The 7,350-nt window shown below is 69.7% G+C and carries 7 protein-coding genes; 3 read left to right on the top strand and 4 right to left on the bottom strand.

Features of this window, described 5'->3' with window-relative positions; all coding sequences use genetic code 11:
• Window positions 1–63 (bottom strand): biotin carboxylase N-terminal domain-containing protein (locus IEY79_RS38425; RefSeq protein WP_344069737.1); only part of this gene is annotated, 63 nt, incomplete at its 3' end.
• A 444-nt stretch (window positions 64–507) separates the two neighbouring features.
• On the bottom strand, window positions 508–1,287 hold the full coding sequence (locus IEY79_RS21165; RefSeq protein ID WP_189109119.1) for a response regulator transcription factor: 780 nt from the start codon (window positions 1,285–1,287) through the stop codon (window positions 508–510).
• Window positions 1,288–1,636: 349 nt separating this feature from the next.
• On the opposite strand from IEY79_RS21165, the gene IEY79_RS21160 reads away from it, so the two are divergent.
• Window positions 1,637–2,863, top strand: a complete 1,227-nt coding sequence (locus IEY79_RS21160; protein WP_189109118.1) for a sensor histidine kinase — start codon at window positions 1,637–1,639, stop codon at window positions 2,861–2,863.
• Between the two features lie 155 nt (window positions 2,864–3,018).
• The gene (locus IEY79_RS21155; RefSeq protein ID WP_189109117.1) at window positions 3,019–3,735 is read left to right on the top strand and encodes a ScbR family autoregulator-binding transcription factor; all 717 of its coding nucleotides are present in this window, start codon (window positions 3,019–3,021) and stop codon (window positions 3,733–3,735) included.
• Here the strand turns inward: IEY79_RS21155 and IEY79_RS21150 are convergent.
• Window positions 3,713–4,477 (bottom strand): SDR family oxidoreductase, encoded by a 765-nt coding sequence (locus IEY79_RS21150; protein WP_189109116.1) that lies wholly within the window; start codon window positions 4,475–4,477, stop codon window positions 3,713–3,715. The genes IEY79_RS21155 and IEY79_RS21150 overlap by 23 nt on opposite strands.
• Window positions 4,478–5,023: 546 nt before the next feature.
• Between IEY79_RS21150 and IEY79_RS21145 the strand changes: the two genes are divergently transcribed.
• Complete coding sequence (locus IEY79_RS21145) at window positions 5,024–6,205, top strand: cytochrome P450 family protein (RefSeq protein ID WP_308426683.1); 1,182 nt, start codon at window positions 5,024–5,026, stop codon at window positions 6,203–6,205.
• Here IEY79_RS21145 and IEY79_RS21140 read toward each other — a convergent pair.
• A complete protein-coding gene (locus IEY79_RS21140; RefSeq protein WP_189109115.1) occupies window positions 6,171–7,199 on the bottom strand; it encodes an NAD-dependent epimerase/dehydratase family protein in 1,029 nt (342 codons plus the stop codon). The two genes, IEY79_RS21145 and IEY79_RS21140, sit on opposite strands and share 35 nt — an antisense overlap.
• Window positions 7,200–7,350: the final 151 nt, after the last annotated feature.

Below are 7,350 nucleotides of genomic sequence, written 5' to 3'. Positions count from 1 at the left end.
CCGGCACGCACGAGCAACACGGACAGCGATTTCGCCACGATTGGCGATGAGCACCTTGCGCACGATGGACTTCTCCTGACTCGCTCGCACGGAAAACGCCGATTCACCGGGCCGGAAGAATCGGTATCCCGGCGACGGCGCACCGGATATTCGCCCAGCCTCTTCGGTCGCCGACCGCCGTTCAAGACATTCGAATTCAGGACTCGGTCAGATTCCTCAGAGGTGCGGCAACTGTGCCGGTAAACGGCCACGGGAGTGTCAGACGACCGTCAAAGAGCCTTTTCCAGCGCCGTCGTTGTTGCCGCGCGCGGCGGTCGTGGTGCCGCCGGACCGTCGGGGTCCGGCCGCCGGGCCACGGGCAACCGGGAACGCGACAGTCCCGGCGCCGTGGTGATACGGCTCCGGGACTGTTCGCTCGGCTCGGTCGGCGGTCGGCGGTCGGCGGTTGTCGGTCGGCGGTTTCGGCCTCTCGCTCTCCCGTCCGCGCACATGCGCGGTGGGTCGTGCTCAGCCCGCGCCGAGCCGGAAACCGACTCCGCGCACGGTGATGATCCAGTCGCTCGCACCGAGCTTGTTCCGCAGGCTGCTCACATGCGTGTCGATGGTGCGGCGGGACCAGGAGTCGCCCCAGACCTCCCGCATCAGACGTTTGCGCGAGATGACCGTGTCGGGGTGTGAGGCGAGCAGGTACAGGAGGTCGAACTCCTTGCGCGTCACCTCCACGCTCCGCCCGGCCAGACTCACCTCCCGCAGGCTCGCGTCTATGCGGAGTATCCCCTGCGAGATGACCTTGGCGACGGTGGGCCGGGGCTGCGAACGGCGCATCACGGCGTCCATCCGGGCCATCAACTCCCGGAAGCCGTACGGCTTGACCAGATAGTCGTCCGCGCCGGCCTGGAGGCCGAGTACACGGTCGAGTTCGCTGCCCCTGGCCGTCACCGCGATCACCGGGATGTCGCAGACCGTACGGATCCCCCGGCAGACGTCCAGGCCGTCCAGGTCGGGGAGTTCGAGGTCGAGAAGGACCAGATCCACGTCTTCGTAGGTCTGGAGGGCCGCGCCGCCCGTCGTGACGCACTCGACCTGGTGGCCCTGTCGCTGGAGGCCCTTGGCCAGCGACTCGGCGTCGCCGGCGTCGCTCTCCACGACGAGGATCCGCCAGGCGGCGGACAGTTGTATGTCCGCCCGTGCCGCGCGGCCGTGGCCCACCTCGGTGGGCAGGGACCGCCCCGGGGCACGTGGAGCCGGTTTGCGATGACTCAACAGATTTGTCGCACGCTGACTCATTTGATCTCCCCCTAGCGAGTCGAACACAAGATCCGATTCAGGCCAGCTGGACCGTGATGAACATACAAACCGCTCGCCTGGTTTGTCAAAGCCCCTCCGGTCAGGCGCATCACGACATGGAGTCAACTCGACCGATCAGGGGAAATCCACCAATTACCTATATTTCACCGTCGCCTTAAGGTGACGAATAGGCGTGAAGTACGCGAACTGCCAACACTTCGAAGCCCCCGCCACGCCACACGGCCATCACCAAGGAGCCCTTCCAGGAGCAGGAAACGGACTTGACAAACAGTCTTCCCGGTTTGTTAACGTCTCTATGACGTCAGCACGCTCCCGATCAGGAGGCACTGTGGACACGTCCGTCGAACAGATGGGCAAGCCGGACTTCGGCTTGCTGGAGGCATTCATGGGCGAGGGGTTCACGGCCGCCCTACGGGACGGCCTGAGCCGTTCGGCGGCCGTCCGGTCCGAACGGCCGACCGCCGCCACCCCGCCGGCGGAGGCCGACAGGACCGTGCCGAAGCGATCGCGGGGAGGGCTGTTCCCTGCGGGGGAATTGACCGCGATCCTGGAGCGCTTCGAGGACCGGCTTCCAGCCATACTCGACGAACGGTCCCCCGACGGCCCGGCGTTGAGGTCCGCCCTGTGTCACCACGCCCGGCGGATCCTGCTCGCCGCGGACGGCGTGTCCGCGGACGACGCTCCCGGGAGCGGGCCGGATCCAGGACCCGGGTTCGCGGCGTCCGGGGGCGTCCTGCTCCTGGAGTGCGCGATGGTCCAGGTGGCACAGGGGGACGGCCGGCACACACCGTCGCCCCGGCGCGCGGCGGCGGTCGCCGAGGCGGTCGGTCGCGCGATACGCGAGCGCGGCGCCGACGACACCGCGGAAGCGGGCGGCGACACCGCCGAGGCGGTGTGGCGCGAGCGGCGCCGGCTGGCCCGGGAGATGCACGACGGGCTGGGCACCGCCCTCACCCTGACGCTGCGTCATCTGGAGCTGCACGCGAGCCGTCGGGGTGCGGGCGGCGGGGCCGCCGACCCGCATCTGGCCGCCGCCGAACAATCCGTACGCGACGCGGTCGGCCACACCCGCGCGCTCATCGGCGGGCTGCGCGAGGAGTCAGCCGTGCCGCCGATGAAGGACGCGCTGCGGGCCTTCGTCCAGGAGATGGCTCCGGCCTCGCTCACGGTGGACATCGCCACGACCGGCAACGAGCAACTGCTGTCCGACGCGCGGCGCCGCGAGCTGTTCCTCGTCGTGCGCGAGTGCCTGAAGAACGCCTTCGCCCACTCCGGCGCGCGCCGGATCACGGTCACGGCGCGGGTGACCCGCTGGTGGGCGCATGCGAGGGTCGAGGACGACGGGGTCGGATTCGACCCGGAGTCCGCCGCCCGACAGCGCGGCGGCAGGCACGGGCTGCCCGTCATGGGGGAACGGATCCGTGCGCTCGGGGGCCGCCTCACACTCACCAGCGCCCCTGGTCAGGGGACCCGTATCGACATCCACACACCTCTGCGCGCGGAGCCGCGGGCGGCCTCCCGGCGCGTCGGCCAACTGACACATCAAGCCAGTTGACCCGTGCGCCCCCAGTCACGCTCCGTCGAAGGGGGCTGCACTCCTTGATAAGATACCAGGAAGTCGGTTTAATACTGGACGACGGGCGGGACGCCCCCTCCCGGGGCGGTTCACGCCCGCGGTGCCGACGGTCCTACAGCCAAGGAGGACGAGCCGTGACGAAGCAAGAACGGGCGGCGCGCACACGGGGCGACCTGATCCGCTCCGCCGCCATCATTTTCAAACAGCACGGCTTCGCGAGCACGACGCTGAGCGACATCTGCCGCCATGCCGGAGTGAGCAGCGGGGCGCTGCACTTCCACTTCGACAACAAGTCGGCCGTGGCGCAGGCGATCGAGCTGTCGGCGGTGCACGCACTGCGGCGTACGACGCTCGCGGCGCAGCGCGACACCAAGAACGCGCTTCAGGCGATCGCCGACGTCTCGCACGCCCTGGCGCGGCTGCTGCTCCAGGACGACGTGGTGCGTGCCGGCTACCAGTTGAACTGCGAGATCGGCCGGCACACCGAGGTGAATCTCAGCGACGAGTGGTACCGCTGCGTCCAGCGGCTGCTCGACAGGGCGGGCCGTGAGGGCCTGCTCGCGCCGAATATCGCGCAGCGCGCGGTGGTCACGACCATCGTGGCCGCGACCACCGGGCTGGAACGGCTCGGCCGCCTCAACGAGGACTGGCTGTCGCGCTACACGCTCACCAGCTTCTGGCAGTTGATGCTGCCGCGGCTGGTGACGCCGGAGACGCTGGGGAGCCTCGCGGCCGCCGGCACCCCGTCGCTCGACACGCTCGTCCCGGTGGCCCCGCTCGCACCCTCGGGGGTCGCCCCCTCTTCGCCGGGGCCGCCCGAACCGGGGGTCAGAGACCCGTCCCCCCGCTGACGTCGATGCACTGGCCGGTGATCCAGCGCGAGTCGTCGGAGGCCAGGAACGCGACGACGTCGGCGATGTCGGCGGGTCTGCCGACCCGGTTGAAGACCGAGTGGGCGGCCAGCGCCGAGCGTGCTTCGGCCGTCTGTCTGCGGCGCATGTTCATGTCCGTCGCGACGAAGCCGGGTGCGACGGCGTTGACCGTGATGCCCCGCGCGCCGAGGCCCTTGGCGAGGGTCAGGGTCATCGTTTCCAGCGCGCCCTTGGTCATCGCGTACGTCACGGACTCCGGGAACGCGTGCTTCACCACGACCGACGAGACGTTGATGATGCGGCCTCCGTCGCGCAGCCGCTTGAGCCCCTGCTGCACCAGGAAGAGCGGGGCCTTGACGTTGACGGCCATCAGGCGGTCGAAGTTGTCCGGCGCTATGTCGTCGACGCGGCCGGAGCCGCTGACCGCGGCGTTGTTGACGAGTATGTCGAGGCCCGGCTCGGCGTCCTCGTCGCGCATGCCGGCGTCGAACGCGCCGTACAGCGTCCCGGCGTCGCCCGGCACTCCCAGCTCACAGCCGACCGGGAAGGCCCGGCCGCCGTTCGCCCTGATCGCGGCGACCGTCTCCAGCGCGGCGGCCTCGCCGGAGCCGTAGTGCACACCGACCAGCGCCCCGTCCCGGGCCAGCCGTTCCGCGATACCCCTCCCGATTCCCCGGCTCCCGCCGGTCACGAGCGCGGTCTTCCCCGTTAGTATTCGCATGCGGAAATCCCCCCTGTTACCCCATCAGGCAATGAAATTGGATCAGAGCGGAACGCTCAGAGGAACACCTCCCCGAAGGTCTCGGCCGGAGTTTATCCGACCATCGGGCGGATGTTCGAGGGACTTTAAGCGGAATGCGGCTTCGCACTTTCGCCGTCCCCTTGCCAATGGCGTCCGATCAGTTTAATCGCGCCGTAACGCGGCGCACCGACAAGAAATCCCGACAAAGACCGGTACGCGAGTCCTGACAGGCGTCCAGGCAAGCCCTGCGAGCCATGTCGGGACGCGGGCCGTGACAGCACACCACGGCAATCCCGCATTATTGTGGCGCTCAACTCTCGCCTTGTTGGGAGGAAATACGGCATCATGTTTCCGGTGAGCGCGATATTCGTGCCCGGCAGCTTTTCCAGAGACCGTTCCACCGGCCGGAGTGCCGGTCAAGCGATGGGACTCATGTTGGACGCTCAGGCATGCCCTTTTCTCGCACTGGATCCCACAGGAAGCGATATACAAGGAGAGATATCCGCACTGCGTGAACACGGTCCGGTGGCCCGTATCGAACTTCCCGGCGGAGTCATGGCCTGGTCGGTCACGAGTTACGACGTGATGAAGGAACTGCTCGTCGATCCCCGGGTCTCCAAGGACGCCTACCGCCACTGGCCGGACTGGATCGACGGGAAGATCTCCCCCGGCTGGCCGCTCGCGATCTGGGTCTCCGTACAGAACATGGTCACGGCGTACGGCACCGACCACGCCCGGCTCCGCAAGCCCGTGGCCGCGGCCTTCACCAGGCGCCGCGTAGCCGCTCTGCGCCCTCGGATCGAGGCCCTGATCGGCGGGCTGCTGGACCGGCTCGCGAGCCTTCCGCCCGGTCAGCCGGTCGATCTGCGGGCCGAGTTCGCCGATCTGCTGCCCAGCGAGGTGGTGTGCGAGCTGTTCGGGATCCCGGAGGGCACCCGCGCCGATCTGCACGCCATCATCAAGGGCTTCTTCCACACCTCGTGCACGCCGGAGGAGGCCGAGGCCAACGGACGCCGGCTGTACGTGACGATGGCCGAGCTCCTCGCGGCCAAGCGGCAGTCGCCGGGCGAGGACCTGACCAGCGCACTCGTCGCCGCACGGGACGAGGATGACGGCACGGTCCTCAGCGAGAAGGAGCTCATCGACACCCTGATCCTGCTGTTCACCGCCGGGTACGAGACGACCGTCAACCTCATCGGCAACGCGGTGTACGCGCTCCTCACCCATCCCCGGCAGCTCTTCCTGGTCAAGTCCGGCGGCGCGACGTGGGACGACGCCGTCGAGGAGTCGCTGCGCCACGAGGCGCCGGGCGCGAACGCCGTACTGCGCTACGCGGTCGAGGACATCGCGATCGGTCCGGTGACCATCCCGAAGGGTGACCCCATCGTCATCTCGTTCGCGGCGGCCGGCCGTGATCCGCACCGGCACGGCCCGGACGCCGACCGCTACGACCTGACCCGCGAGAACCGGGGCGACCACATGGCGTTCGGCTTCGGGACCCACCACTGTCTCGGTCGGCAACTGGCCCTGCTGGAGGGCTCGTTGGCGCTGGAGGCGCTGTTCGGACGATTCCCGGACCTGGTGCTGGCCGACCCCGGGCGGGTCCCGGCGCCGCTGGAGTCGTTCATCTCCAACGGCCAGCGGGAACTCCCCGTCCTGCTGCACGGTCCCGTCACGGCGGCGTCCGAACCGGCCTCCGTGCACTGACCGGAGGCGGTGCCCACGGGGCGTGGGCGGAAGGTGACGGGGGCGGCGCGGACGGCCAGGAGGCCGTACGCGACTGCCCCCGGTACCAGCCGTCGTGGAGCGGGAAACAGGCGGCGAAGCCCGCCCCGGGGCCGCACCCGAGCCGTTCCCAGAGCCCGTCCTCGGCGAACCAGTGGTCCACCGCGAGCAGTTGAAGGTGGTGCAGGGCGCGTGGGTCGCCGGCGACCCGTCCCCGGGCGGTGGCCAGGTCCACCGCCCGCGAGGCGACCGCCTCGCCCGCGTAGCGGCCGAGTGCGGCCAGGATGTCCGAACCGGTCACCGGCTCCGGGTGGTTGAGATGGTGCACGCCGGCCAGGCCCCGCGCCCGGTGCGCGGCGGCCAGAGCGGCGCGGCCCAGGGTGTCCGCGTCGATCATCGAGTGCAGCGAGTCGCATCCGGTGACGGTGGCGGACAGTTGGCGCAGCAGCGCCAGGAGCCCGCCCACCAGCCATCTGTCGCCCGTGCCGTAGACGAGGTGCGGGCGCAGGACCACTCCCCCGGCCTCCAGTACGTGACGCTCTCCCGCGGCGCGCGTACGGCTGGTGGAGGAGATGGGCGCGAGCGGCAGCGTTCCGGGCGGCGCTTCTCGGAACGGGCCGCGGCCGTAGACAGCGGCCGTGCTCGCCTGCACGACGGGGACGGAGCACCGTGCGGCCTCCGCCACCAGGGCCCGGGTGCCGTGGTCGTTCACCGACTCGGCGGTCCGGTCGTCGCCGCCGATGTACGTGGCGCAGTGGATGACGGCGTCCACGCCGTCGCAGACGCCGTGCAGTGAGCCGGCGGTGGTGAGGTCCCGCCGGATCGTTTCCTCCGCCGTCGCGCCGCCCGGGGCGCCTGCGGGCGGGCGGCGGTGCGTCAGCAGTCGTAACCGGACCCCCGGGTCGGCCCGTGCCGCTTTGGTGACATGGCTTCCTACGAAGCCGCTCGCTCCGGTGATGAGAAACGTCGATGTCATGGTCGCTGTCCCCCCATAGGACGCACGAACCGCGTGCGGATCGTGAGATCCGCCGCGAGGAAAGCAGGAAGCGCGAAGTACGCGAGAAGCCCGAAGGGGCCGAAGAATGCGAGGAACGCGGATGGCGCGGATGGCGCATGGCGCGGATGGC

It is taken from the genome of Streptomyces camponoticapitis (genome assembly GCF_014646115.1).
Lineage (GTDB): Bacteria > Actinomycetota > Actinomycetes > Streptomycetales > Streptomycetaceae > Streptomyces > Streptomyces camponoticapitis.
The sequence above is the reverse complement of the archived record's forward strand: the minus strand, read 5'-3'. Positions and strand labels throughout refer to the sequence as shown.